The 1264-nt window shown below is 36.2% G+C and carries 1 protein-coding gene and 1 pseudogene; both read left to right on the top strand.

What is annotated here, in order from left to right:
- Positions 1-54: 54 nt before the first annotated feature.
- Positions 55-627: pseudogene (locus F6K37_RS42915) on the top strand (IS630 family transposase); the annotation flags it as partial.
- A 6-nt stretch (positions 628-633) separates the two neighbouring features.
- On the top strand, positions 634-900 hold the full coding sequence (locus tag F6K37_RS42910) for an ATP-grasp domain-containing protein (protein ID WP_287257285.1): 267 nt from the start codon (positions 634-636) through the stop codon (positions 898-900).
- The last annotated feature ends 364 nt before the right edge of the window (positions 901-1264 follow it).

Raw genomic sequence — 1264 nt, 5'->3', positions numbered from 1 at the left:
CGCTGCCGAGCTCTCTTGGTGCACATTCCCTAGGTCGGGGAACCCGACCGGGGTCGCACCGCTGATGACTGGGAGCTAGACGTAAAACTTCCCAGACTAAGAGAGCTAAAATATCAAGCTATAAAAGGAGAAATTGAATTAAGATATTTAGATGAAAGTGGATTCTCTTTGAAGCCAGATATTCCTTATGGATGGCAAGAAAAGTTAAAAAGAATAACTATTAATAGTTCCCAAAGCAAAAGAATTAATGTTCTCGGATTAATGGGATGTGAAAATCAATTATATTACGAAATCCATCAGGGTTCAATCGACAGTGAAATTGTGATTAATTTTTTAGATAATTTTAGTAAAAACTTATCTAAACTCACTGTAGTAGTAATGGATCAAGCTTCAATACACACGAGCAATAAAATCCTCGAAAAACTAGAGGAATGGAAAGGAAAAAATTTAGATATATTTTGGTTGCCTACTTATTCTCCCAAGTACAACTTAATTGAAATTTTATGGAAATTTATTAAGTATGAGTGGATTGAAGTTGATGCTTACGAAAACTGGAAAAGCTTTATCAAATATCTCAAAAAAGTGCTTGACAATTTTGGTCAAGAATATGTAATTAATTTTGTTTAGGTGCTTATGTCAGCAGGGGGGTCTACAACTGTGGGCGAACCGGATCAAGACGAAATCAGAATTGCCGAAACAATTATTCCTAGTTTCTTGGAGCAAGGCATAGTCATTTTTGGCTTCGATACATTAGTTGATGACAATGGTAAGCGAGTGTTATCTGAGATTAACACATTAAATGTTACTGGTTTAGAGGAAGCCCAAACCCACTCAGGAAAACCAGTAGTTCAAGAATCATCTGATTTAATGTGGTCTTATATTTGTGAACATATTGGATAACTATAGCAATTTTAATAGCAATTTTAATTTTGCTGAGGTGCTTTGCTTATGCTTTTAAGGCAGAGAGCAGAAGGCAGAGGGCAGAAGTAAGAAGGTCTTAAAGGCAATCAGCGCCAATAAAAACTGTCCCTCATTTATTGTATAAACCCTATATTGGGTGCATCTCCAAGTTTTAAATTTATCACTCAGGGATGCACCCGTTTTATTTGAGATATAATGGAGAAATGACGATGTAAAAAAAAATCATTATGGCTACTATTATTTCTCCATCAAAACTCAGCCTTAGTGACGTAGAAGATAAATTTAAGCTCCAAGAAGTAATGGAGCCGGAGTTTTTCCCAGAGTGCGTGGAAAACCTGCCCCA

This window comes from Moorena sp. SIO4E2 (assembly GCF_010671945.1).
GTDB lineage: Bacteria > Cyanobacteriota > Cyanobacteriia > Cyanobacteriales > Coleofasciculaceae > Moorena > Moorena producens.
This window is presented reverse-complemented; position numbering and strand designations above follow the sequence as displayed.

Bases quoted from the DNA above. Each gene is read 5' to 3' on its own strand.
- F6K37_RS42910 (WP_287257285.1), top strand. From the start codon at position 634: ATGTCAGCAGGGGGGTCTACAACTGTGGGCGAACCGGATCAAGACGAA.